Raw genomic sequence first — 24,495 nt, forward strand, 5'->3', positions numbered from 1 at the left:
GAATGCCCTTTTCCTTGACCGTCCTGTGAGCGCCGGCGTCCTCGTCCGGCGGCCCGCTCGCGGCGCGACGGCGCTGCGCGGCGGCCGCACCTGGCGTCCCACCCCGTACCAGGCCGCCGGTTTCTGCTTCTTCCTCGTGATGACGCTGGCGTACTGGGCGGTGCCGCTGTGCTGCGACGCCGGCCAGCACGCGGCCGTCGTCGAGCGCCTGAAGGCCGGCCTGCTCCACCCCCGCCACCCGATGGCCGACCTGCCGGGCGCGGGCAGCGCGTACTACTCGCCGTACGCGGTGGCCGAGGGCGCGTTCGCCCGGCTGACGGGGCTGGGCGGCTGGGAGGTGGTGCGGCTCGCCGGGCCGCTGAACCTGCTGGTGCTGCTGACCGGCCTGAACCGCTTCGTCCGGGTGCTGACCCCGCGGCCGTGGGCCCCGGTCCTCGCGCTGGGCGCGATGACGCTGCTGTGGGGCACCGAGCGGGCCTGGTGGAGCGGCTACCTCGGGCTGATGTCGATGACGGGCAACCTCGGCTACCCGTCGACGTTCGCGATCGGGCTCACCTTCTGGGCCTGGGCGCTGACGGGAGCGCGGGCGAGGGACGCGCGCCGGGTGCGGTACGTGGGGCCGAGCGGGCTGCGCGGCCTGCCCGGGTACGCGGGCCTCGGCGCCCTGTACGGCCTGATCCTCCTCGTCCACCCGATCACCTCGGTGGCGGCGGTGCTCGGCGCGGTGGCGCTGGTGGCCGGATGGCAGCGCGGGTGGCGCGGGCCGGTCGTGGGGCGCTGGGCACTGACCGGCGCCGTGGCGGTGGGAGCGGCGGCGGCCTGGCCGTACTTCGACGTGTTCGCGCTGGCCGGCGACGACAGCGTGGACGCGATGCACCGGGTCCTGTACCTCCACCTGCCCGGGGAGTTCTGGCTGGCGCTGCTCGGCCTGCCGGCGCTGTGGGCGCGCGGACGCCGCTCGCGCCGGGACCCGCTGGTGCTGATGTTCGCGCTGGACTGCGCGGTGGTGGCGTACGGCTGGTTGAGCGGCCACTACACCTACGGCAGGATCCTCGGGCTCACGCTGGTGCCTCTGCAGTTCGCCCTGGCGGTGGAGCTGGCGGCGCCCCGGCCGTGGGGGCGGTGGCGGGCGGTGCTGGGCTGGACCGCGACGGCCGGTGCGCTGCTCGGTTTCCTCACGGTGCACGCGGGGGCGGTGGTGCCGCGCGCCCTCGACCCGGTCGGATTCGAGCAGCCGCCGCGGTGGCCGACGTACGAGTGGGCCGCCCGGCACATCGGCCCCGGCGAGGTCGTGATCACCGACGGCTACTACGCCGGGCACGCCATCGCCGGGTACGGCCCGAACCTCGCGGCGCCCGCCTGGCCGGACCCGTCGCTGGACGAGCGGGAGCGCGGGCGGCGGGCGGCCGACGTCAGGGCGTATCTCGCGCCGGACTCGACCCGCGCCGCGCGTGCCGCCGTCGTCCGCCGCTACCACGTCCGCTGGCTGCTGCTGACCCGCTGGCACCTGGTGCCCCGGGAGGCGGTGGTGGTGGCGTGGAGCGAACGGACGGGCGAAGTGCTGGCGCGGGTCGGCTGAGCACTCCCCGCGGACTACTCGACGACGAGGTCGACCGGGATGTTGCCGCGGGTGGCGTTGGAGTAGGGGCAGACCTGGTGGGCCTGCTCGACCAGCTTGCGGCCGGTCTCCTCGTCCAGGCCCTCGGGCAGCTCGACCCGGAGGGTGACGGCGAGCGCGAAGCCCTCGCCCTGCTTGCCGATGCCGACCTCGGCGGTCACCGCGGCGTCGCTGACGTCGACCTTCGCCGCCCGGCCGACCACGCCCAGCGCGCTGCCGAAGCAGGCGGCGTAACCGGCGGCGAACAGCTGCTCGGGGTTGGTGCCCTGCCCGTTGCCGCCCATCTCGACGGGGACGCCGAGCGCGAGGTCGAGCTTGCCGTCGGAGCTGACGGTACGGCCGTCACGGCCGTGGGTGGCGGTGGCGGCGGCGGTGTAGAGCGCGTCCATGGGGAGACCGTCCTTTTCTGGTGCGGGCTTGCGGGGCCTGGCCGGCTCGGGGAACCGGCGGCCCCCGGTGCCCACAATTAGAGCACGCAATTCAATTGTGCACAACTAAGTTGTGCGCAAATTCCGTCCGCTACCCTTGGACACATGACCACGCCCGCAACCGACTGGCTCCGCCTGGACCAGCAGATCTGCTTCTCCCTGAACGCCGCGTCGCGCGCCTTCGGCGGCGTCTACCGCGTGGTCCTCAAGGAGCTGGGTCTCACGTACCCGCAGTACCTGGTGATGCTGGTGCTGTGGGAGCACGGCGAGCTGCCGGTGAAGAGGCTCGGCGAGCACCTCCGTCTCGACTCCGGCACCCTGTCGCCCCTGCTCAAGCGGCTGGAGGCGGCCGGCCTCGTCCGGCGGGAGCGCAGCGCGCGCGACGAGCGGTCGGTGGAGGTGCGGCTGACCGGTGAGGGCACGGCGCTGCGCGAGCGGGCCGTCGGGGTGCCGCGCCGGATCGCCGCGGCGACCGGCCTCGACCTCACCGAGGTCCAGGATCTGCGCGCCCGTCTCGACCGGCTCACGGCCGCCCTGGACGCGTACGGCACCGAGCCGGCCCCCGCACCGTCCTGACGGGTGCCGGTGCCGGCGGGCACCGGGATGACGGATCATGGGCACCAAGGACCACCGAACGAAGGGGACGGCCGCAATGACCTGGCTGATCACCGGCGGCGCCGGATACATCGGGGCGCACGTCGTAAGGGCGATGACCGAGGCGGGCGAGAAGGCCGTCGTCTACGACGACCTGTCCACCGGCATCGCCGACCGCGTGCCCGACGGCGTTCCCCTGGTGGTGGGCTCGGTCCTGGACGGCGAGCGGGTCGCGCGCGCCCTGGCCGACCACTCCGTCACCGGCGTCGTCCACCTGGCCGCCAAGAAGCAGGTCGGCGAGTCGGTGGACCTGCCGCTGCACTACTACCGGCAGAACGTCGAGGGCCTGCGCGTCCTGCTCGACGCGGTCACGAAGGCCGAGGTCCCGTCCTTCGTGTTCTCCTCCTCCGCCGCCGTGTACGGCATGCCCGACGTCGACCTCGTGACCGAGGAGACGCCGTGCGTGCCCATGTCGCCGTACGGCGAGACCAAGCTGGCCGGCGAGTGGCTGGTCCGGGCCACCGGCAAGGCGGCGGGCCTCGCCACGGCTTCCCTCCGCTACTTCAACGTCGCGGGCGCTGCGAGCCCGGAGCTGGCCGACACCGGCGTCTTCAACCTCGTCCCGATGGTCTTCGAGAAGCTGACGGAGTCCGCCGCCCCCCGGATCTTCGGCGACGACTACGCGACGCCGGACGGCACCTGCGTGCGCGACTACATCCACGTCGTCGACCTGGCCGAGGCCCACGTGGCCGCGGCCCGCGCCCTGCAGTCGTCCCCCGGCCGCAGCCTCACCCTCAACATCGGCAGGGGCGAGGGCGTCTCCGTCCGCGAGATGATCGACCGCATCAACGCCCTCACCGGTCACGACCAGCCCCCGACGGTCACCCCCCGCCGCCCCGGCGACCCGGCCCGCGTCGTCGCCTCGGCCGACCGCGCCGCCGTCGAGCTGGACTGGAAGGCCAAGTACGACGTCGAGGACATGATCACGTCGGCGTGGGCGGGCTGGGTACGGCTCCACCCGGAGGCCGCGCGGGACTGACCCCGGGCGCGCCCTCCGACGCCGTCACGGAGGGCGCCGACGCCGGGTCACCCGGTCACCGGACCGGAGATCTCCGGATCACCGGGACGAGGAGAGCTGTTCGCGCACCCACGCCGGGTCCGGATTGGTGTGGGCCCGGCCCGCCACGAGCAGGGTGGGCACGGTCTCGTTGCCGTCGTTGATCCCTCGCACCACTTCCGCCCCGGCCTCGTCCCGCCAGATGTCGACCCAGTACAACCGCCGGGCCCTGCGGCCCAGCCGGATGCGCAGCCGCATGCAGTAGGTGCAGCCCGGCCGCCAGAACACGACTGGCCGCCCGTCGACGGCACTGCGCCGCTGCGCCTCCAGCGCGCCGATCGGCCTGGGGAACAGCAGCGGCGAGTTCAGCCCCGCCAGCAGCACGAACACCAGCAGCAGCACGGCAGCCGTCCCCGGACGCCCCTGGACGAGCGGCCCGGTCGCGGCGCCCGCCCCGGCGATCAACAGCAGCACGGGCCCCGTCCACGTCCGTCTCATGCCCACCCTCCCGCGGTCATGGCGGACCCGGCCCGCCGTCATCCGGCGGTCCGCCTGCCGGGCCGCCTGCTCCGGTCGGCATTATCGGCCCTCGTCGGTCGCTCGCGGGTGAGGAGCAGCTCACCGACGATCCGCCCCGCCTCCGAGCGCCTTCAGCCCCTCCGCCGTGGCCCGGGCCAGCGAGCCCAGGTAGCCCTTCGGCGGCTTCGGGCTGCGGACGACCACCGAGCGCCAGTACAGCGGGCCCGAGATCAGGTCCAGGGCGAGGTCGGTGTCGAGGTCCGGGCCCAGTTCGCCGCGTTCGGCCGCCGCCGCCAGGATCCTGCTGGCGACACCGTCCTGGCCCTCGCGCAGGGTCTTCTGCAGCGCCTCGGCGATGTCGGGGTTGCGGGCCGCCTCCGCCTGGAGGTCGGGGATGATCTGCGAGGCCACCGGGTGGCGCAGCGCGCGGGACGTCACCTCGTACAGCAGCCTCAGGTCGCCCTCCAGGGACCCGGTGTCCGGCGCGGGCAGGCCCTGGACGGCGAGGGCGGAGACGATGTCGAGCACCAGGTGCAGCTTGGAGCGCCAGCGCCGGTAGACGGCCGTCTTGCCGACACCCGCGCGGCGCGCGATGCCCTCGATGGACATACGGGCGTACCCGACCGCCGCCAGTTCCTCGAAGACCGCCGCCCGGATGGCCTCCGTCACGTCCTCGCGCAGCACCGCCGCCCCGGCGGGGGCCCGGCGGCGCGGGCGCGGCGTCGGGTCGTCGGCGGCGGCGTTGGTCGTCATGCGCGTCAAGCATAGGCCGTCACGACGAAACGGTTGCGTTCCGGCGTCGCCACGCCCTACGCTCACGTCACGACGATACGGTGCCGTCCCGACGTAGGTGAACACGCACGGTCACCCAGGTGAACGACGGGCGTCGCCCTCTCGCCCCCTCCCCCGAGCGAAAGCACCGGATGTGAGCCAGGTCCTCGACCCTCCGCCCCCGACCCGGGCGGCCCCCACCCCCACCCCCGGCCCCGAACGGGACCACGACCTCGCGGCGCTCGCCGCCCGGCACGGACTGTCGGTCAGCGGCGCCCGCCCCTCCCTGCCCGCGTACGTCCGCCAGTTGTGGGCGCGTCGGCACTTCATCGGCGCCTTCTCCACCGCCAAGCTGACCGCCCAGTACAGCCAGGCCAAGCTGGGCCAGGTCTGGCAGGTGATGACGCCGCTGCTCAACGCGGCGGTGTACTACTTCATCTTCGGCATGCTGATGAACACCAGCCGGGGCGTGGCGGACTTCGTCCCGTTCCTGGTCACCGGCGTGTTCGTGTGGACGTTCACGCAGAGCTCGCTCATGGCGGGCACCCGGGCCATCTCCGGCAACCTCGGCCTGGTGCGGGCCCTGCACTTCCCGCGGGCGGCGCTGCCGGTGTCGTTCTGCCTCCAGCAGCTCCAGCAGCTGCTGTTCTCCATGGGCGCCCTCGTCGTGATCCTGCTCGCGTTCGGCGTGCCGCCCGCCCCGTCCTGGGTGCTCGCGGTCCCGGCGCTGACGCTGCAGTTCGTGTTCAACACGGGTCTGGCGATGGTCATGGCCCGGGTGGGCGCGAAGATTCCCGACATGGCCCAGCTGATGCCGTTCCTGCTGCGCACCTGGATGTACGCCTCGGGCGTCATGTTCAGCATCCAGCACGTGACCGGCCCGGACAGCGACCTGCCGTCCTGGGTCGGCCCGCTGCTCCAGGCCAACCCCGCCGCCGTCTACATCGACCTGATGCGCTTCGCCCTGATCGACAGCTTCGGCGGCGGCATGCTGCCCGACCACGTCTGGGCGCTGGCCCTGGGCTGGGCGCTGGTCGCCGGGATCGGCGGCTTCATCTACTTCTGGAAGGCCGAGGAGACGTACGGTCGTGGCTGACGACACCAGCAGTGACAAGCGAGCGGGCGAGCGCGTCCCCACCGTCGTCGCCGACGGCGTCGACATCGTCTACCGGGTCAACGGCACCGGCGCGGGCCGCGGCTCCGCGACCGCCGCCCTCAACCGCATCCTGCGCCGGAAGAAGACCGAGAAGGCGGCCGGTGTGCGCCGGGTGCACGCCGTGAAGAACGTGTCCTTCGTCGCGTACCGGGGCGAGGCCATCGGCCTCATAGGCACCAACGGCTCGGGCAAGTCGACGCTGCTCAAGGCCGTCGCCGGCCTGCTCCCGGTGGAGAACGGCCGCATCCACACCGACGGGCAGCCCTCCCTGCTCGGCGTCAACGCCGCCCTGATGAACGACCTCACCGGCGAGCGCAACGTCTACCTCGGCGGCCTGGCGATGGGCATGTCCCGCGCGCAGATCAAGGAGCGGTACCAGGAGATCGTCGACTTCTCCGGGATCAACGACAAGGGCGACTTCATCACCCTGCCGATGCGCACGTACTCCTCCGGCATGGCGGCCCGCCTGCGGTTCTCCATCGCCGCAGCCAAGGACCACGACGTCCTCCTCGTCGACGAGGCGCTGGCCACCGGCGACCGCTCCTTCCAGAGGCGCTCCGAGGAACGCATCCGGGAACTGCGCGAGCACGCCGGCACGGTCTTCCTGGTCAGCCACAGCAACAAGTCCATCCGCGACACCTGCGACCGGGTGCTGTGGCTGGAGCGCGGCGAGCTGCGGATGGACGGGCCGACGGAGGAGGTCCTGAAGGAGTACGAGAAGTTCACCGGCGGCCCGGCCAAGGCGGCACCCAAGTCGGCCCCCAAGGCCGCGGCACCCGAACCGCGGGCCGAGCCCGCGCCCGCGCCGAAGGCACCGGCCGCCGTGTGAGCCCACCCGGCGCGGGCCCCACCCGGACGGCGTACTCCCGGCCCTTCCGATTCATCCTTTTGCCCGATTGATGTCACTATGACCGAATAGAAACCGACCCACAGGAGTGCTCAGGGAGCGACGAAGCGAAGGCCGAGGCGAAGGAGTCCCCGCGATGCCCGAGACGGTCCCCGACCCGTTCCCCGAGACGGCCCCCGACCTCAGCGTCGTCGTCCACGGCGGCAACGTCCAGGACCACCTGCCCGCCCTCCTCGACTCCCTGGACGCCCACCCCCTCACCGGCGTCGAGGTGATCGTCGCCGCCGTCGGGGACTGGGCGCGGGAGACGGCCGAGCGGCACGCCCCCGCCTTCACCGTGCTGCCGCTCCCGGACGGGGCGGGGGACGCCGCGGCCCGCTCGGCCGGGGCGGCACGGGCGCGGGGCCGGTGGCTGCACTTCGTGCACGCCAAGGACGGGCTGCCGGTCGGGGCCCCGCACGCCCTCGCCGAGCACGTGAGCGGCCTCCCGGACACCGTGGACGTCCTGCTCGTCGACCACGTCCGCAGCTCCTGGCGGGTCTCCGGGCTGCCCTCCCCCGACGGACCCCGCCTCGCCCGCACGGGCCGCGCCCCGGACGGCGTCGCCCTCGACGACCGCGCGGCGCTGCTCAGGCTGACCCCGCTGCTCGGCACCCGCGCCGTGCGCGCCGGCTTCTGGCGACGGCACGAACGGCTCCTGACCACCGAGGACGAGCCGTTCGCCGCGTACGCCGCCCTGCTGCTCGCCGACCGCGTCGCCTGCCTGCCGCAGCCGGCGTACGAGGACCGCCGGCTGCGCCCCGAGAGCCTCCCGCCCATCACGCCGGCCGAGCGGTACGCGCTGGTCGACCGCTACGAGGCGCTCCTCGGCCTCACCACCGGGCGGCCCGCCGTCCACGGCGTCCTGTACGACCTGATGGTCCGCGACTGCCTGCGGACCTTCGCCCGCGCCGGGATGCCCGACGACGTGGCGCGGGAGTTCTTCCACCGGGCGTCCGTGACCGCCCGGCGCCACCGCCCCGAGGGACTGCGGCAGCCCGCCGGTCTGGAGGGAATGCGCCGGTCGCTCCTCGAGGAGGGCGCCTACGGCAAGTACCGCGCCCTCCAGAGCGCCAACCACGCCCGCCGCGGGGTGCGCTCCGCCGTACGCACCGGCAGGCGCCGCGCGGGCACCCGGCTGCGCGCCCTCCAGTACCGCGCCGCCCTGGCCCGCCCGGTCGACCCGCACCTCGCGGTCTTCTCCGCGTACTGGAACCGCGGGGTGGCCTGCAACCCGGCCGCCGTCGCCGCCAAACTCGCGGAACTGGCCCCGGGCGTCCACCCGGTGTGGGTGGTCACGGCACAGGGCGCGGCGCTGCTGCCGCCCGGCACCGACCACGTCGTGCCCGGCACCCGCTGCTACTGGGAGGTGCTGGCCCGCGCCAAGTACCTCGTCAACAACGTCAACTTCCCGGACGCGGTGGTCAAACGCCCCGGCACCGTCCACCTCCAGACCCACCACGGCACCCCGCTCAAACGCATGGGCGTGGACCAGCTGCCCTACCCCGCCGCCGCCCACGGTCTGGACTTCCAGGCCCTGCTCCAGCGGGTCGACAAGTGGGACTACAGCGTCTCCGCCAACAGCCACACCACCCGCATGTGGCAGCGGGCCTACCCGTCACGCCACACCTCCCTCGACCACGGCTATCCGCGCAACGACGTCTTCTACACCGCCGGCGCCGCCGAGGTCCGTGCGGCCCGCGACCGCCTCGGCATCGCGCCCGGCCGCCGCGCGATCCTCTACGCGCCCACCCACCGCGACTACGAGGCCGGCTGGACGCCGCGTCTCGACCTCGCCGCTCTCGCCGACCAACTCGGTGAGGAAACGGTCCTGCTGGTGCGCGCCCACTACTTCTACGACGGCACCGCCTCCCCCCTGGGGGGCCTGCGCCGCAGCGGCCGCCTCGTCGACGTCTCGTCCTACGAACCCGTCGAGGAGCTGTGCCTGGCCGCCGACGCGCTGGTCACCGACTACTCGTCGATCATGTTCGACTACGCCAACCTGGACCGCCCGATCGTCGTTCACGCCGACGACTGGGAGACCTACCGCACCACCCGCGGCGTCTACTTCGACCTGATGGCCGAGGCGCCCGGCCCGGTCGCCCGCAACCAGGCCGAGCTGACGGAGATCCTCTCCACCGACGCCTGGCACGACGAACGCGCCACGAAGGCACGGGCCGCCTTCCGGCGCCGCTTCTGCGAGTACGACGACGGCCACGCCGCCGAACGCGTCGTACGCCGGGTCTTCCTCGGCGAGGACGAGCGGACGCTGCCCCCGGTCCTGCCCCTCGAGGACCGCACCCCGGCCCCGAGCCCCGAGGAGGCCACCGCGTCATGAGGACAGCCACCACGAGCCCGGTCACGGGCACGCTCCCGCCCCTGAGCATCCCGGACGTCACCGTCACGGTCATCGTCTACAACGACGCCGAACGCCTCCCCCGCGCCGTCGCCTCCGTGCTGCGCCAGACCCACGCGAACATCGAGGTCGTCATCAGCGACGACCACTCGACCGACGCGACCGAGGAGGTGGCCCGCGAACTGGCCGCCCACGACCCGCGGATCGTGTACCTCCGGCTGCCCGAGAACAGCGGCGGGTGCAGCGCACCGCGCAACCGCGCCCTGGAGATCGCCCGGGCGCCGTACCTGATGTTCCTGGACAGCGACGACGAACTGCCCGAACGCGCCGTCGAGATCCTGCTCGCGGCCCACCGCGAACGCGACCTGGACTTCGCCATGGGCGCCGTGCACCGCGTCCGCGTGGACGGCGGACGCCGTACGACCTGGATGCCGCACCTGGTCGCCGAGCGCCGCACCCTCGACGGCATCGAGGCCGACCCGCGGCTCTTCTTCGAGCACCTCTCCACCAGCAAGATGTACGCCCGCGCCTTCCTCGACCGGCACGGCCTGCGCTTCCCCGAGGGCATCCACTACGAGGACCAGCTCTTCTCCGCGCAGGCCTACTGCCTGGCCAAGACGTTCACCGTCGTCCCCGAGCCGGTCTACCGCTGGTACATAGCGCCGTACGCGGCCTCCGACAACGCCTCGATCTCCAACCAGCGCCACAAGCTCACCAACGTCCGCGACCGCGTCCACGTCCAGCGCCTCATCGACGCGTTCCTGGCCGGGAGCGGGCGCGAGGCGCTGCGCGAGGACAAGGACTTCAAGTTCCTCAAGCACGACTTCCGGATGTACGCCGGTGACCTCCCCTACCGGGACGACGCGTGGCTGGCCTCCTTCGCGGACCTGGTGAACCCCTACCTCGACACGCTCGCCGAGGGCGCCTACGCACGGCTGCCCCGCGCCGAACGGGTCGTCCTGCGACTGCTGCGCGACCGGCGCCTGTCCGACGTACGCACGGCGGCCCGGGGCCTCGGCCACGACGTGGCACCCCGCCGGGTGACGCTGGACGCGGAAAGCGGCCGCGTGTACTGGGGCGAATGCGTCCCCCTCTCCCCCGAGGCCCGCCGCGAGCTGGACCTGACGGACCTGGAACTGGACACCCGCCCTTTCTTCACCGCCCTGCTCCGGCACGAGATCACGGAGATCACGCGTGGCCCCGGTGCGTCCGTCGACCTGACCGTCCGCACGTACGACCCCGCCCTACGGCTCCCCGTCGGCCCCCAGCGCGCCGTGCTCCACCTCTCCCCCGGCCGCCGTCGCCTCACGGTCGCCTTCCGTCTCTCGCCCGTCGGCCCCGGGCTCTTCGAGGGCCGCGTCCGCCTGGACCTGGCGGCGGCCCGTCTCCCGGTCCACGGCTTCGCGGGCACCCGTCATCCGGTGCTCCGCCTCCGCCACCGGGGCCGCACCCACACGGGCATCCTGCTGGCGCCGCCGGCCTTCCCGCCCCTCACGGCCCGCGTCCCGCACCGCGCCGGACTCACCCCCCACCGCGTCACCCTCCGCCCGGAGGGCCACAACCCGGGGCGCCTGCAGATCACCTGGCAACCGGCAGGCCTCACCGCCACCGTCCTCCGCCCAGCAGCCCGCCACCTCTCCACCCCCCGAACCCGAAGAGCGGCCCGTTTGGTGTCGAACATCCTGCGCTGACGTCACGACGAGCAGTAGCCGTGCCGCGCAACTGCGGGGCACCGCCGCCACCGCCGCTGCGGGCAGTCGTGCCGCTGGGGCGGCACGGGTGGGCGCAGCGGCACCCCGCACCGCCGGACAGCGCACCGCCGCCACCGACGCGCGACCAGTCACCGCACCGCCGCCACCGCCGCTGCGGGCAGTCGTGCCGCTGGGGCGGCACGGGTGGGCGCAGCGGCACTCCGCAACGCCGGACAGCGCACCCCACCCCGCGGCCACCCCCACACCGGCCACGACACGAAGGCGCCCCGGACCAACCCGGCCCGGGGCGCCTCACACAGCAACGGCACGAACGCCGCACCACCTACGAATGCGTACGCAACAACGTCCGCATCGTCCGCATCGCCACCGAAAGGTTGGACAGATCGAACTCGTCCGACGACCGGATCTCCTCCAGCGTCGTCCGCGCCCGCCCAAGAATCGCCGCGTTCTTCTCCTCCCACGCCTTGAACCGCTGCTCCGGCGTCGACGCGCCGTTCCCCACCGCCAGGACATCCGCGGTCAGCGACGCGTGCGCCGCGTACAGGTCCTCACGGATCGCCGCACGGGCCATCGACTGCCACCGGTCGTTCCGCGGCAGATCACTGATCCGGTCCATCAGCTGGGTGACACCGAGCCGGTCGGCGAGGTCGTAGTACACCTCGGCGACGTCCAGCGGCTCCTTGCCCATGCGGTCGGCCACCGACACGATGTCCAGCGTCGCGAAGGCCGAGGAGAACCCGGCCACCCGCGTGGCCGGCTCGTCCGGCACACCGGCGGCGCTCAGCTCGTCGTAGATGTGCTGGTACCACTCCGCGTCCGCGCCACGCAGCAGCTTCGGCAGCTGCGACCACACCTGCTCGACCCGCTCGGCGAAGAACTCCACCGTCTCGGCCAGCTCCAGCGGCTGCGGCCGGTTGTTGAGCAGCCAGCGCGTACCGCGCTCGACCAGGCGGCGCGAGTGCAGCCGGATCCGGGTCTGGACGGCGGCGTCGACCTTGGTGTCCAGGGCCTCCACCGCGTCCCACACCGGGGAGGAGCTGAAGATCGCCCGCGCCACGGTCTGCGCCCGCACGATCTCCTCCAGCGACGCGCCCGTCTCCTCGCGCATCCGGTGCAGATACGTCGTACCGCCCGTGTTGACCGTGTCGTTGACCAGGACGGTCGTCGTGATCTCGCGGCGCAGCGGGTGGCCGTCGACCTGCTCGGCGAACTGCTCGCGCAGCGCCGTCGGGAAGTAGGCGTGCAGCAGGCCCTTGAGGTACGGGTCGTCCGGCAGCGAGGTGTGCAGCAGCTCCTCGGCGACCGTGATCTTCGTGTACGCCAGCAGCACGGCCGTCTCCGGGCCGGTCAGACCGTGACCGCTGCCCAGCCGCTCGCGGATCTGGCGGTCCGTGGGCAGGAACTCCAGGGCCCGGTCGAGGTGGCCCTCCCTGACCAGGTGGCGCATGAAGCGCTGCTGGGCGTGGAGCATGTCCTTGGACTGCGCGAGCGCGTTGGCGATCGCCGTGTTCTGCGCGTAGTTGTTGCGCAGGACCAGCGCGCCGACCTCGTCGGTCATCCGGGCGAGCAGCTTGTTGCGCTGCTTGACGGTCATGTCGCCGTCCTTGACGAGACCGTTGAGCAGGATCTTGATGTTCACCTCGTGGTCGGAGGTGTCCACGCCCGCGCTGTTGTCGATGGCGTCGGTGTTGATCCGGCCGCCCTGCAGCGCGAACTCGATCCGGCCCAGCTGGGTCAGGCCCAGGTTGCCGCCCTCGCCGACGACCTGGACGCGCAGGTCCTTGCCGTCGACGCGGATGGCGTCGTTGCCCTTGTCGCCGACGTCGGCGTTGGACTCGGTGGACGCCTTGACGTACGTACCGATGCCGCCGTTCCACAGCAGGTCCACCGGGGAGCTGAGGATCGCCTTCATCAGCTCGGCCGGGGTCGTCTTGGTGATGCCCGGCTCGATACCGAGGGCCTCGCGGATGTGCGCGTTGACCGGGATGGACTTGGCCGAGCGCGGGAAGATGCCGCCGCCCGCCGAGAGCAGCCCGGTGTCGTAGTCCTCCCAGGACGAGCGCGGCAGCTCGAACAGCCGGCGGCGCTCGGCGTACGAGGTGGCCGCGTCCGGCGTCGGGTCGATGAAGATGTGCCGGTGGTCGAAGGCGGCGACCAGGCGGATGTGCTCGCTGAGCAGCATGCCGTTGCCGAAGACGTCGCCGGACATGTCACCGATGCCGACGACGGTGAAGTCCTGGGTCTGGGTGTCCACGCCCAGCTCCCGGAAGTGCCGCTTGACGGACTCCCAGGCGCCGCGGGCGGTGATGCCCATGCCCTTGTGGTCGTAGCCCGCGCTGCCGCCGGAGGCGAAGGCGTCGCCGAGCCAGAAGTTGTAGGACTCGGCGACCTCGTTGGCGATGTCGGAGAACTTCGCGGTGCCCTTGTCGGCGGCGACGACGAGGTAGGTGTCGTCCTCGTCGTGCCGGACGACGTCCTCGGGGTGCACGACCTCGCCGGCCACCATGTTGTCGGTGATGTCGAGGAGCGCCGAGATGAACGTCTTGTAGCTGGCGATGCCCTCCGCCATCCACGCGTCGCGGTCGACGCCCGGGTCGGGCAGCTGCTTGGCGACGAAGCCGCCCTTGGCGCCGACCGGCACGATGACGGTGTTCTTCACCATCTGCGCCTTGACCAGGCCGAGGATCTCGGTGCGGAAGTCCTCCCGGCGGTCCGACCAGCGCAGACCACCGCGCGCGACCTTGCCGAAGCGCAGGTGCACGCCCTCCACGCGCGGCGAGTACACCCAGATCTCGAACGCCGGGCGCGGCGCGGGCAGGTCGGGGATGGCCTGCGGGTCGAACTTCATGGAGACGTAGTCGTGCGGCCGGCCACCGCTCGCCTCCTGGAAGAAGTTGGTCCGCAGCGTCGCGTTGATGACGGTGAGGAAGGACCGCAGGATCCGGTCCTCGTCCAGGCTCGCGACCTGGTCGAGCGCGGCGTCGATCTCCTCGAGCAGCGCGTCGACGATCTCCCGCCCGGCCCGCTGCCGCTCCGGCGCCATCCGCGCCTCGAACAGGTTGATGAGCAGCCGGGTGGTGTGGACGTTGTTGCGGAGGGTGTCCTCCATGTAGTCCTGGCTGAACGTCGAACCGGCCTGCCGCAGGTACTTGGCGTACGCGCGCAGCACCATGGCCTCGCGCCAGGTCAGTCCGGCGCTGAGCACGAGGGCGTTGAAGCCGTCGTTCTCGGCCTTGCCGGTCCAGGTGGCGGCGAAGGCGTCCTGGACGCGCTCGCGGGCGTCGTCACCGAGGTAGTCGGCGCCGCCGGCCGGCGCCTTGGGCATGCGCAGGCCGAAGTCGTAGATCCAGGCCGTGGTGCGGTCCGCGCAGCGCAGCTCGTAGGGCCGCTCGTCGGTGACCTCGACGCCGAGCCGGCTGAGCACCGGGAGCACCGCGGACAGGGAGACGGAGCCGCCCTTCTGGTAGATCTTGAAGCGCCGTTCCTCGGGCGCGGCGCCCACCGGCTCGTACAGGCTCAGCGCGAAGGTCTGCTCCTCGTCGAGCCGCTCCAGGTGGCCGAGGTCGGCGACCGCGGAACGCGGGCCGTGGTCGGCCTTGTAGCCCTCGGGGAAGGCGGACCCGTAGTGGCGCAGCAGTTCCGCGGCCCGCTCCTCGCCGAACTCCGCGGTCAGCGCCTCGCCGAATCCGTCGGCCCAGGAGCGGGCGGCCTCGACGAGCCGGGCCTCCACGCGCTCCTTGTCGGCGTCGGACAGGTGCGGCAGCTCGGTGCCCTGCGGGACCCGGACCACGAAGTGCAGCCGGGACAGGATCGACTCGGTGTTCCAGGCGGTGAAGTCGACGTTGGTGCCGCCGAGCTCCTCCTTGAGGATGTCGATGATCCGCAGCCGGACACCGGTGGTGTAGCGGTCGCGGGGGAGGTAGACGAGGGCCGAGTAGTAGCGGCCGTACTCGTCCTGGCGCAGGTAGAGACGCAGACGGCGCCGCTCCTGGAGGTAGAGCACCGAGGTGACGATCGGCTCCAGCTCCTCGACGGAGGTCTGGAACATCTCGTCGCGCGGGTAGGTCTCCAGGATCTGCAGCAGGTCACGCCCGTCGTGGCTGTTGGGCGAGAACCCGGCGCGCTCCAGCACCTCCTCCACCTTGCGCCGCACGACCGGCACCCGGCGGACGGACTCGGTGTAGGCGGCGGAGGAGAACAGGCCGAGGAAGCGCCGCTCGCCGACGACGTTGCCGTTCTCGTCGAACTTCTTGACGCCGACGTAGTCCAGGTACGACGGCCGGTGCACGGTGGCCCGGCTGTTCGCCTTGGTCAGCACCAGCAGCCGGTGCTCGCGGGCCTTGGCCCGGGCGTCGGCGGGGAGCCGCTCGAAGGAGGGGCTGACGGGGTGGCTCTCGTCGGTCGCGTGGTGCGGGTCGGAGCGCAGGATGCCGAGACCGGTGCCGGCCACGGCGCCGAGGGAGTCGTCCTCGCGCAGCTCGTACTCGCGGTAGCCGAGGAAGGTGAAGTGGTCGTCGGCCAGCCAGCGCAGCAGCTCCTGGGCCTCCTCCAGCTCCCGCGCGGGCAGGTCGTCGGGGGTGGCCTCGGCCGGCAGCCGGTCCGCGATGCGCACGGCCGCGTCCCGCATCTTGCCCCAGTCCTCGACGGTCTCGCGGACGTCGTTCAGGACGCGCAGCAGGTCGGCGGTGATCTGCTTGAGGTCGCCGCGGTCGGTCTCGCGGTCGATCTCGACGTGGATCCAGGACTCGACGTGCGCGTCGTGCGGCAGGTCGGCGGTGGGCGGACCGGCGAGCACCTCGACGAGCTTGCCGGCGACGTCGCGCCGCACCACGACCTGCGGGTGGACGACGACGTGGATGCCGCGGCCCTGGCGGGTCAGCTCGTTGGTCACGGAGTCGACGAGGAAGGGCATGTCGTCGGTGACCACCTCGACGACGGAGTGGCTGCACGTCCAGCCGTTCTCCTCGACAGTCGGGGTGTGCACCCGGACGTTGGCCGTGCCCTGCGGCCGGTTCTCGGCCAGCCGGTAGTGCGAGACGGCGGCTCCGAAGATGTCGACCGGGTCACGGCCGGCGAGGTCCTCCGGGGCGGTGTGCCGGTAGTAGCGCTGGAGGAACGCGAGCACGGACGCGTAGTCCGGGGCGCCGTCCGGGCCGTCCGGGGCGCCCGGAGTGCCCTCGTCCGTCGTCCCGGTCGGTAGGTGCCCCCCGACCGGGCTGTTCTCAGCTACCCGCGCAGCCCTTTCGAGCAGCTCGGCCTTGGCTTCGTCCAGCTTGGTCTGCATTGTCCTCTGACTCCTGTCGCGCGCCGTTGCGTGACGTAGAAGGAAGTACGGTCTCCTGCCTTCCGGCATGACGTCGGGACACGGGGTGTCCGGTCCACTTCGACGCTATGCCGCAAGACGAGAGGAGCGGGGGCATATCAGCCAATGTCGCCGCTGTCGCCGGGTGTGACTTCGCTCTCGCCGTCACCGTCCGGGGAGTGCGCGGCGGCCTACCGGGGGCCTTGTCCGCCCCGTCCCGCCCGCGAGGATCAGCGACCGCCGCCCGGACACGGATGTCGTCCGTGCGTGCCGGGCGCAGGGCAGGGGCACCAGTGCCCCCGCGAGCTATCGCGCTGATCACGCCACAAGGCTATCGCCCCGCACGGGCTCCCCGTCATGAGCCGCATGTGTACAAAACCGGGCCCGCAACTTGGACGTTCCGCACAGCTACGACCGGGTAACCGCACGGTTCGCGACACGGGACGGCACGGTCATCCCGCCAGCCGCTCCGCCACCACCACGGCCTCCCCCAGCGTGTCCACCACCGGCACCCCGGCCCCTTCGAGGCTGGCCCGGTCGTGCGACCCGCCGGTGTACAGCACCGCCTCCGCACCCACGTGGCGCGCCGCCAGCGCGTCGTCGGCGGCGTCCCCGATCACCACCGTGCGAGCCGGCTCCACTCCGGTCAGCGCCAGCTGCGCGAGGTGCCGCACCATGTGCTCGGCCTTGCTGCCCCCGGACGGCCCGGTCCGCCCGTCGACGCGTATGAAGTGCGTCTCGATCCCGAGGCCCTTGACCAGCGGCACCAGTTCGTCATGGCCGTACATGCTGAGGATCGACTGGCTGCGCCCCGCCGACCGCCACCCCGCGAGCAGCTCCGTCGCTCCGTCGGCGAGCCGGCACCGGTCCCGGTGGGCGCCGTAGTGGCGCTGGAAGGCCGCGTCCATGACCGCCCACTCGGCGTCGGTGGGAAGCCGCCCCATCAGCCGCTCGTAGAACTTCGGCACCGGCACGCAGTACAGCGCCCGGTACCGCTCCAGTGTGATCGGCGCCAGCCCCAGCTCGGCGAACGCCGCGTTCGTCGCGCCGATGATCGCGTCGTTGTCGTGGAACAGCGTGCCGTTCCAGTCCCACACGATGTGTGCGCCCGTCTGCGTCCCCATGCCCGAAAACGTACCCGCCGCCACTGACAATCGGGACACGGCGGGGTGAACGGCCTGGTCAGACCAGGCTCGGGATCTCCTGCGTCGCGTACCAGAGCAGCTCGTGGTCCTCCGCGCCGTCCACGACGAACCGGGCGTCGTCGTCCCCGCCGTCCGCCGCCGCGAGCGCCCCGGCGGCGGCGCGCACGTCCGCCTCCGCGTCGGCGGAGTCGACGTGCACCGCGGCCGCCTTGGCCAGCGGCAGCGGCCCGGCGACGCGGACCTCGCCCAGCGCCGCCGGGTCGAGTCCCCGGTCCGGGCCGGCCGCGGCGGCGCCGTCGGGTACGTCGGCGGCGACCACGACCCGGCGCCGCGCCACGGCGTCGTCGGCCGCCAGCAGCCGCAGGGAGGCCAGCGCGGCCCGGTTCAGGGCGGCGTACTCCAGTTCCTCGATGTCGTCCGACAGGTACCACTCGCGCAGCGCCGGCGTGACGGCGTAGGCGACGAGCGGCCCGGCCCCCAGCTCCCCCGCCCGGTGCGCCTCGGCGAGGCCGGACAGGGTCAGGGGGACGTAGACGCGCATGAGTCTGCCGCTTTCGTGGTCGGGGACGCCGGGACGCTCGGTTGGCCCGGCGCGAGAGCCTTCAGGATACGTGCGGGTGTCCCCTTTCGAGTCCCCACCCGTGACCCCCGACACGTCCACCCCGGTCCCGGAATTCACCCTCCCCGCCCTCCCCGCTCCGGGCCTGTCACCCCCCACATCACCCCGATAGGTGAACCTCCCGGCCCCCTCGACCCGCCCGCCCGCGTCCTTGCCGTGCCACCCCTCCACCCCGTACAAGGTCCTCGACCGCGAAGTTACTGCCCGGTATACCCGGGCCGCCGAACGGGGACCCCCATGCGCAAGGTCATGACCAGAATCCAGCCCCGCCCAACCAGCCCCCTCGTCCCACCGACGCCCCACGGGCCGGGCGGCACCCCGCCCCCCGCACTCGGCGGCGTGCCGCCCCGCAGGCCCGGGGCGCGCGGGGTGCGTGCCGCGGCACCCGGTGGGCGCCCGCCGGGGGCTCCGGGACAGTCCCGGCGGTCCCGTACCCGTCCGGCGGACACGCGTCCGCCCACGGCCGGACCGGGCCGGGGGACCAGGTCGGGCCCGGTCGCATCACCGGGCGCACCCGCCACGGGTGAGGCACCGGGCCCGACCACGGTCTCCGCCGGGGCGTTCGCCGCGAACCGCTGGACGGCCCCCACGGCGGGGCCGACCGCGCCGGTGGCCCATCGGGCCGTGCGGCCCACCCCGGCGCCTCTCGTCCCCGCCCAGACCTCTCGTCGCCCCGTCCCGCAGCTGAGCCCCACCGACCGGTTCGCGGAGCTTCTGCTCGGCGTCCTCAGCGGCCGGCGCCCCGTCCACTCGATGCTCCGTCACACCGTCGGCCGCGCCTACGACGATCTCGCCGATCTGGCCGAACGCGGACCGTTGCGCACCCGCGGCGCCGCCCCCGTCGTCCGCGACATCGGCTACTTCGAGCCCCGGCCGGGCGCCCTGGAGGTCTTCGCGCGCATCGGCGCGGGCGACCGGCTGCGCGCCATGGCGTTCCGTCTGGAGCAGGGCCGCGACCTGCGCTGGCGCTGCACGGCGGTGGAACTGGGCGGCCGCCCCCGCAGGCCCCGCGCGGACGACGACTGACGGTCACGGCCGGCCGGAACAGGCTCACCGGGAACGGCCCGCCAGGACAGGCCGAAGGGCCGGCCACCTCGGGTGACCGGCCCTTCCCACCGTCACGGCGCCCGCAGGCACCGCACCGTCACTTACTTCTTGCGGCGGCGTCCACCCTTGGCCTGCTTGCGGCGCTCCGCGCGCGTGAGCCCGTCGGACTGGGCCTGCGCGGCCTCGCCGTCGGTGAACTCGCCCTCGACGACACCGCCCTCGCCGTCCACCGTGGGCGCGGAGAAGTGCAGGTCCCGGCGCTGCGGCGCGTCGAGGCCCTTGGCCCGGATCTCCGGGCGGGCGCCCGCCTGAGCCGGCACCGCGTCCTGCGCGCCCTTGTCGAGCGACGGCGCCGCGTCCTCGACCGGAACCTCCTCGACCTGCTGCTCGACCTGGACCTCCAGGTTGAACAGGTAGCCGACGGACTCCTCCTTGATGCCCTCCATCATGGCCTGGAACATGTCGAAGCCCTCGCGCTGGTACTCGACCAGCGGGTCCTTCTGCGCCATCGCGCGCAGGCCGATGCCCTCCTGGAGGTAGTCCATCTCGTAGAGGTGCTCGCGCCACTTGCGGTCCAGGACCGACAGGACGACCCGCCGCTCCAGCTCGCGCATGATCTCGGAGCCGAGCTGCTTCTCCCGCGCCTCGTACTGGTCCATGACGTCGTCCTTGATGGACTCCGCGATGTAGTCGGCGGTCAGGCCGGCCCGGTCGCCGGCCGCCTCCTCCAGCTCCTCGACGGTGACCTTCACCGGGTAGAGCTGCTTGAAGGCGCCCCACAGCCGGTCGAGGTCCCAGTCCTCGGGGAAGCCCTCGGCGGTCTCGGCCTGCACGTAGGCGTCGATCGTGTCGTTCATGAAGTGCTGGATCTGCTCCTGCAGGTCCTCGCCCTCCAGGACGCGGCGCCGCTCGCCGTAGATGACCTCACGCTGGCGGTTGAGCACCTCGTCGTACTTCAGGACGTTCTTGCGGGTCTCGAAGTTCTGCGTCTCGACCTGCGACTGGGCGGACGCGATCGCGCGCGTGACCATCTTGTTCTCGATCGGCACGTCGTCCGGCACGTTCGCCATGGACATCACGCGCTCGACCATCTGGGCCTTGAACAGCCGCATCAGGTCGTCACCCAGGGAGAGGTAGAACCGGGACTCGCCGGGGTCGCCCTGACGGCCACTGCGACCGCGCAGCTGGTTGTCGATACGGCGCGACTCGTGCCGCTCGGTCCCCAGGACGTAGAGGCCGCCCAGGTCCTTGACCTCTTCGAACTCGGCCTTGACCGCCTGCTCGGCCCGCTCCAGCGCCGCCGGCAGGGCCGCCGCCCACTCCTCGATGTGCTCCTCGGGGTCGAGGCCGCGCTGACGCAGCTCCGCCTCGGCGAGGTCCTCGGGGTTGCCGCCGAGCTTGATGTCCGTACCGCGGCCGGCCATGTTCGTGGCCACCGTCACCGCGCCCTTGCGGCCCGCCTGGGCGACGATCGTCGCCTCCCGGTCGTGCTGCTTGGCGTTCAGCACCTCGTGCTGGACACCGCGCTTGCTGAGCTGCTGCGACAGGTACTCGGACTTCTCGACCGAGGTGGTGCCGACGAGGATCGGCTGGCCCTTGCGGTGCTTCTCCTCGATGTCGTCCACGACCGCCTCGAACTTGGCGACCTCGGTGCGGTAGATCAGGTCCGACTGGTCCTTGCGGACCATCGGCCGGTTGGTCGGGATGGGCACCACGCCGAGCTTGTAGATCTGGTGGAACTCCGCGGCCTCGGTCATCGCCGTGCCGGTCATGCCGGACAGGCCGGGCTCTTCCTTGCCCTTGTGGTCGTGGCGCTTGTAGAGGCGGAAGAAGTTCTGGAGGGTGATCGTGGCGAGCGTCTGGTTCTCGTCCTTGATGTCCACCCCTTCCTTCGCCTCGATCGCCTGGTGCATGCCCTCGTTGTAGCGGCGGCCGGCGAGGATACGGCCGGTGTGCTCGTCGACGATCATGACTTCGCCGTCGATGACGACGTAGTCCTTGTCCTTCTTGAACAGTTCCTTGGCCTTGATGGCGTTGTTCAGGTAGCCGACCAGCGGGGTGTTCACCGACTCGTAGAGGTTGTCGATGCCCAGCCAGTCCTCGACCTTGGACACGCCCGACTCGTGGATGGCGACGGTGCGCTTCTTCTCGTCGACCTCGTAGTCGCCGGTCTCCTCGATGCCCTTGAGGGTGTTGCCGGCCTCGCCCTTCTTCAGGCGGGTGACCAGCTTGGCGAAGTCGCCGTACCACTTGGTGGCCTGGTCGGCCGGACCGGAGATGATCAGCGGCGTACGGGCCTCGTCGACGAGGATGGAGTCGACCTCGTCGACGATGGCGAAGTTGTGGCCGCGCTGGACGAGCTCGTCCTTGGACCACGCCATGTTGTCGCGCAGGTAGTCGAAGCCGAACTCGTTGTTCGTGCCGTAGGTGATGTCGCAGCCGTACATCTCGCGGCGCTGGGCCGGCGTCTGGTTGGCGAGGATGCAGCCGACGTTCAGACCGAGGAACTTGTGGACGCGGCCCATCATCTCCGAGTCGCGCTCGGCCAGGTAGTCGTTGACCGTGACGATGTGCACGCCCTCGCCGGACAGGGCGTTGAGATAGGCGGGCAGCGTGCCGACGAGGGTCTTGCCCTCACCGGTCTTCATCTCGGCCACGTAGCCCATGTGCAGGGCGGCGCCGCCCATGATCTGCACGTCGTAGTGGCGCTGGCCCAGGACGCGCTTGGCGGCCTCGCGGACGGTGGCGAAGGCCTCGGGCAGCAGGTCGTCCAGGCTCTCACCGTCGGCGTAGCGCTGCTTGTACTCGTCGGTGAGGGCCCGCAGCTCGGCGTCGGAGAGGTCAGTGAAGTCCTCTTCGATGGAGTTGACCTGGTCCGCGATGCGGTGCAGCTTGCGCAGGATCTTGCCTTCGCCTGCACGCATGAGCTTCGAGAGGACGGACACGGGGGTTGGTCTCCTTGCCGGTCGGGCCTGGGACGGTCGGTTTCCTGTGACGGATCGGGCAACAGCCATCGTATGCGAGGACCCCGCCGCACCGGGAGGCTGCCGTAACGGGGACCGTCCACTCCTTACGTCCAGCATCCCTGTCCGCTGTCATCCCTTTCAACGTGCGGGCCCCGCGGATGGTGCCGCACCCGCCCGGCGAATCGGCACAAGAGGTGACCGGAGGTTCACGGACGGCAAAAACATTGCCGCCTCCACCGGGCGCCGCGCAGAATCGGCCGATGGAACCCGCCACGCTCACCACCGACCGCCTCGTCCTGCGCACGGTCGGCCCCCGGGACACCGAGGCCGTGTACGCCGCCGCACAGGATCCCGACATCCAGCGCTGGACGACGATCCCCTCGCCCTACCTCCCGGAGCACGCGCGGGGCTTCACGGAGCGGATGGTCCCCGACGGCTGGGCGGACGACTCCGTGTTCACCTTCGGCCTCTTCCTCCCGGCCGGGGACCTGGTGGGCATGCTCTCCGTCATGATGATCTCCCTGGGGGTCGGCGAGATCGGGTTCTGGGGCACCAAGGAGCACCGCGGCCGTGGCTACGTCACCGAGGCTGCCGTCGCCGCCTCCCGCTGGGCCTTCACCCAGCGGGCCGTCGACCGCCTGGAGTGGCGCGCCGAGGTCGGCAACACGGCCTCCCGCGCGGTGGCCCAACGCGCGGGCTACACCATGGAGGGCACCCTCCGCTCCGCGATCAACAACAAGGGCGTACGCCGCGACTGCTGGATCGGCTCCCTCCTCCCCTCAGACCTCTCCCTCCCGTCAACCTCCCCCTACCTGCCGGCACCGTAGCCACGGACTCCCCCTGAGCCCCAGACAGTCGCCCCACCCCCTCCTCCCAAGCTGCGGGCAGCCGTACCGCACACTCCTCCCCCCCAGCTGCGGGCAGCCGCGCCGCACACCCTCCCCCCCCAGCTGCGGGCAATCGTGCCGCTGGGGCGGCACGGGTGGGCGCAGCGGCACCCGGCCGACGCCGGCCCGCATCCCCACCCCGCGCCCACCCGCACACCGGGCGCCCCGTAAACACCGCCCCCACCACAGACCCACACAACCGCGCCCCCCACTGTCAGACCCACCCCCTATCGTGCGGACGTATGACGACCCTCCCGCCCCCCGCCACGGAACTGTCCGCAGACGAGGCCCGCCGCCTCGCCCTCCGCGCACAGGGCTTCCTCGGCGCCCCCGACCGCCGCGCAGGCGTCCGCGGCGTCCTCCGTCACCTGGGCGCGGTGCAGCTCGACACCATCTCGGTCCTCGCCCGCTCCCACGAGCTGATCCCCTACGCCCGCCTGGGCGCGGTAGGCCGCCGGACCGTCGACGACGCCTACTGGACCGACACCCACGCCTTCGAGTACTGGTCCCACGCCGCCTGCATCCTCCCCATCGAGGAGTGGCCCCACTTCGCCTTCCGCCGCCGCGCGTACCGCAACCGCCCGCACTGGAACCACCACCTCCCCGAAGGCGACTACGACCGCGTCGTCAAGCAGCTCCGCACCGAGGGCCCGCTCACCGCGACGGACCTGGGCGGCGCGAAGAAGACCAGCGAGTGGTGGGACTGGTCGGGCACGAAGGTCGCCGTCGAGCGCGCGCTCATGTACGGCGAGGTGGTGTGCGTGGAGCGCCGCGGCTGGAAGCGGGTGTACGACCTGGCCGAGCGCGCCGTCCCGGCCGCACTGCTCCACGACGACCTGGACGACACCGAGTGCCTGCGCCACCTGGTCCGCCTGGCCGGCCGGTCCCTGGGCGTCGGCACGCGCGCGGACATCGCGGACTACCACCGCCTCAAGGCCGAGCAGGTCGACGCGGTGATCGCCGACTCGGGCCTGGTGCCGGTCACCGTGGCGGGCTGGGGCCGGCCGGCCTGGGCGGACCCCGAGGCCCTGGAGACGGTCCCGCGTGGCCGTCACCGCACGACACTGCTCTCGCCCTTCGACTCCCTCGTCTGGGAGCGGGCACGCACGGAGCGCATCTTCGGTTTCACCCACCGCCTGGAGGCCTACGTTCCCAAGCAGAAGCGCGTGCACGGCTACTTCGCGATGCCGGTCCTGGCCGGCGGGCGGCTCGTCGGCCGCGTGGACCCGGCGCGCGAGGGCCGCACCCTGGTCGCCAAGCAGGTCACGCTGGACGGCGCCAAGGCGGCTGTGCCGGTGGCCCAGGCCCTGGCCGAGGCGGCGAGCTGGGTGGACTGCACGAACGTACGCGTGGAGCGGGTCGACGCACCGGATCTGCGCGAGCCCCTCACCCGTGAGCTCGCCCGCCTGCTCGACTGACCTGAACCGGCCTC

Annotated in this window: 17 protein-coding genes; 10 read left to right on the forward strand and 7 right to left on the reverse strand. The window is 72.3% G+C overall.

Annotation, left to right across the window (positions count from 1 at the left end; translation table 11 throughout):
* The first annotated feature begins 25 nt into the window (after positions 1 to 25).
* Positions 26 to 1,579, forward strand: coding sequence for a hypothetical protein (locus ACIQFU_RS02660; protein ID WP_402548429.1), 1,554 nt, complete (start codon positions 26 to 28; stop codon positions 1,577 to 1,579).
* Between the two features lie 14 nt (positions 1,580 to 1,593).
* On the opposite strand, the gene ACIQFU_RS02665 is transcribed toward ACIQFU_RS02660, so the two are convergent.
* Positions 1,594 to 2,007, reverse strand: coding sequence for an organic hydroperoxide resistance protein (locus tag ACIQFU_RS02665; protein ID WP_402548431.1), 414 nt, complete (start codon positions 2,005 to 2,007; stop codon positions 1,594 to 1,596).
* 144 nt (positions 2,008 to 2,151) lie between these two features.
* On the opposite strand from ACIQFU_RS02665, the gene ACIQFU_RS02670 reads away from it, so the two are divergent.
* Both ACIQFU_RS02670 and galE read left to right on the forward strand, forming a co-directional pair.
* Positions 2,152 to 2,622 carry a MarR family winged helix-turn-helix transcriptional regulator gene (locus ACIQFU_RS02670; protein WP_402548432.1) on the forward strand — a complete coding sequence of 157 codons (471 nt, stop codon included), beginning with the start codon at positions 2,152 to 2,154 and terminating at the stop codon, positions 2,620 to 2,622.
* Between the two features lie 76 nt (positions 2,623 to 2,698).
* Positions 2,699 to 3,679 (forward strand): UDP-glucose 4-epimerase GalE, encoded by a 981-nt coding sequence (gene galE / locus ACIQFU_RS02675; RefSeq protein WP_402548434.1) that lies wholly within the window; start codon positions 2,699 to 2,701, stop codon positions 3,677 to 3,679.
* 78 nt (positions 3,680 to 3,757) lie between these two features.
* Here the strand turns inward: galE and ACIQFU_RS02680 are convergent, their stop codons facing one another.
* Both ACIQFU_RS02680 and ACIQFU_RS02685 read right to left on the reverse strand, forming a co-directional pair.
* Entirely contained in the window at positions 3,758 to 4,195 is a 438-nt protein-coding gene (locus tag ACIQFU_RS02680) for a glutaredoxin domain-containing protein (protein ID WP_402548435.1), read from the reverse strand.
* A 120-nt stretch (positions 4,196 to 4,315) separates the two neighbouring features.
* Positions 4,316 to 4,969, reverse strand: a complete 654-nt coding sequence (locus ACIQFU_RS02685; protein WP_402548436.1) for a TetR/AcrR family transcriptional regulator — start codon at positions 4,967 to 4,969, stop codon at positions 4,316 to 4,318.
* Between the two features lie 172 nt (positions 4,970 to 5,141).
* Between ACIQFU_RS02685 and ACIQFU_RS02690 the strand changes: the two genes are divergently transcribed.
* From ACIQFU_RS02690 to ACIQFU_RS02705, 4 genes are all read left to right on the forward strand, one after another.
* A complete protein-coding gene (locus tag ACIQFU_RS02690) occupies positions 5,142 to 6,083 on the forward strand; it encodes an ABC transporter permease (protein ID WP_402548437.1) in 942 nt (313 codons plus the stop codon).
* Complete coding sequence (locus ACIQFU_RS02695) at positions 6,076 to 6,972, forward strand: ABC transporter ATP-binding protein (RefSeq protein WP_402548438.1); 897 nt, start codon at positions 6,076 to 6,078, stop codon at positions 6,970 to 6,972. The genes ACIQFU_RS02690 and ACIQFU_RS02695 overlap by 8 nt, the downstream gene beginning before the upstream one ends.
* A gap of 154 nt (positions 6,973 to 7,126) precedes the next feature.
* Positions 7,127 to 9,367, forward strand: a complete 2,241-nt coding sequence (locus ACIQFU_RS02700) for a CDP-glycerol glycerophosphotransferase family protein (RefSeq protein WP_402548439.1) — start codon at positions 7,127 to 7,129, stop codon at positions 9,365 to 9,367.
* Positions 9,364 to 11,076, forward strand: coding sequence for a glycosyltransferase family 2 protein (locus tag ACIQFU_RS02705; RefSeq protein ID WP_402548440.1), 1,713 nt, complete (start codon positions 9,364 to 9,366; stop codon positions 11,074 to 11,076). The genes ACIQFU_RS02700 and ACIQFU_RS02705 overlap by 4 nt, the downstream gene beginning before the upstream one ends.
* Before the next feature lie 343 nt (positions 11,077 to 11,419).
* Here the strand turns inward: ACIQFU_RS02705 and ACIQFU_RS02710 are convergent, their stop codons facing one another.
* The 3 genes from ACIQFU_RS02710 to ACIQFU_RS02720 form a co-directional block, all read right to left on the reverse strand.
* Positions 11,420 to 16,381 (reverse strand): NAD-glutamate dehydrogenase, encoded by a 4,962-nt coding sequence (locus ACIQFU_RS02710; RefSeq protein ID WP_402548441.1) that lies wholly within the window; start codon positions 16,379 to 16,381, stop codon positions 11,420 to 11,422.
* A gap of 470 nt (positions 16,382 to 16,851) precedes the next feature.
* Positions 16,852 to 17,523, reverse strand: a complete 672-nt coding sequence (locus ACIQFU_RS02715; protein ID WP_402548443.1) for an HAD family hydrolase — start codon at positions 17,521 to 17,523, stop codon at positions 16,852 to 16,854.
* A gap of 58 nt (positions 17,524 to 17,581) precedes the next feature.
* Positions 17,582 to 18,085, reverse strand: a complete 504-nt coding sequence (locus ACIQFU_RS02720; RefSeq protein WP_402548445.1) for a DUF6912 family protein — start codon at positions 18,083 to 18,085, stop codon at positions 17,582 to 17,584.
* Between the two features lie 702 nt (positions 18,086 to 18,787).
* Here ACIQFU_RS02720 and ACIQFU_RS02725 point away from each other — a divergent pair.
* Complete coding sequence (locus ACIQFU_RS02725; protein WP_402548447.1) at positions 18,788 to 19,189, forward strand: Rv3235 family protein; 402 nt, start codon at positions 18,788 to 18,790, stop codon at positions 19,187 to 19,189.
* A gap of 122 nt (positions 19,190 to 19,311) precedes the next feature.
* On the opposite strand, the gene secA is transcribed toward ACIQFU_RS02725, so the two are convergent.
* On the reverse strand, positions 19,312 to 22,155 hold the full coding sequence (gene secA / locus ACIQFU_RS02730; RefSeq protein ID WP_402548448.1) for a preprotein translocase subunit SecA: 2,844 nt from the start codon (positions 22,153 to 22,155) through the stop codon (positions 19,312 to 19,314).
* A gap of 281 nt (positions 22,156 to 22,436) precedes the next feature.
* Here secA and ACIQFU_RS02735 point away from each other — a divergent pair, with 281 nt between their 5' ends.
* Positions 22,437 to 23,003, forward strand: coding sequence for a GNAT family N-acetyltransferase (locus ACIQFU_RS02735; protein WP_402548449.1), 567 nt, complete (start codon positions 22,437 to 22,439; stop codon positions 23,001 to 23,003).
* Between the two features lie 302 nt (positions 23,004 to 23,305).
* The gene (locus ACIQFU_RS02740) at positions 23,306 to 24,481 is read left to right on the forward strand and encodes a winged helix-turn-helix domain-containing protein (protein ID WP_402548450.1); all 1,176 of its coding nucleotides are present in this window, start codon (positions 23,306 to 23,308) and stop codon (positions 24,479 to 24,481) included.
* Positions 24,482 to 24,495 lie beyond the last annotated feature (14 nt).

The sequence above is a fragment of the Streptomyces sp. NPDC093065 genome, from assembly GCF_044754585.1.
GTDB lineage: Bacteria > Actinomycetota > Actinomycetes > Streptomycetales > Streptomycetaceae > Streptomyces.